Raw genomic sequence first — 396 nt, 5'->3', positions numbered from 1 at the left:
GCGGTGGCGCGCGCCACGCCCGAGCCTGCGCCGGCCAATCAGGCCTCCAGCCAGGCCGCGAACCAGGTCACCAGGCCGGCCGCGTTGGCCGAGCCCGTTGCACCGCCAGCGCCGCCGCAGTCACCGCCGGTCGCCAGCGAGGCAGAGGCGACGCGGCTGATTGCGCGCGCCAGCGTCCTGATCGGGCAGGGCGATATCGCCTCGGCGCGGATCGTGCTCGAGCGCGCCGCGGAAACCGGCAGCGCCCGGGCGTTCTTCATGCTCGCGGAAACCTATGACCCCGCCATCCTCTCGACCTGGCGGACCTATGGCACACGGGGCGAGGCGGCGAGGGCGCGCGAGCTTTATGCGAAGGCGCAGGCCGGCGGCATCCAGGAGGCGAAGGAGCGCTTGAAC

General features: G+C 73.5%; 1 pseudogene. It reads left to right on the top strand.

The window, feature by feature from the left end:
• A pseudogene (locus tag AC1D34_RS38355) lies at nucleotides 1–396 on the top strand (hypothetical protein); the annotation flags it as partial.

This window comes from Allobosea sp. P1_A7 (assembly GCF_056406775.1).
Note: the sequence above shows the minus strand (reverse complement) of the source record. Positions and strands in the feature narration are given on the sequence as shown.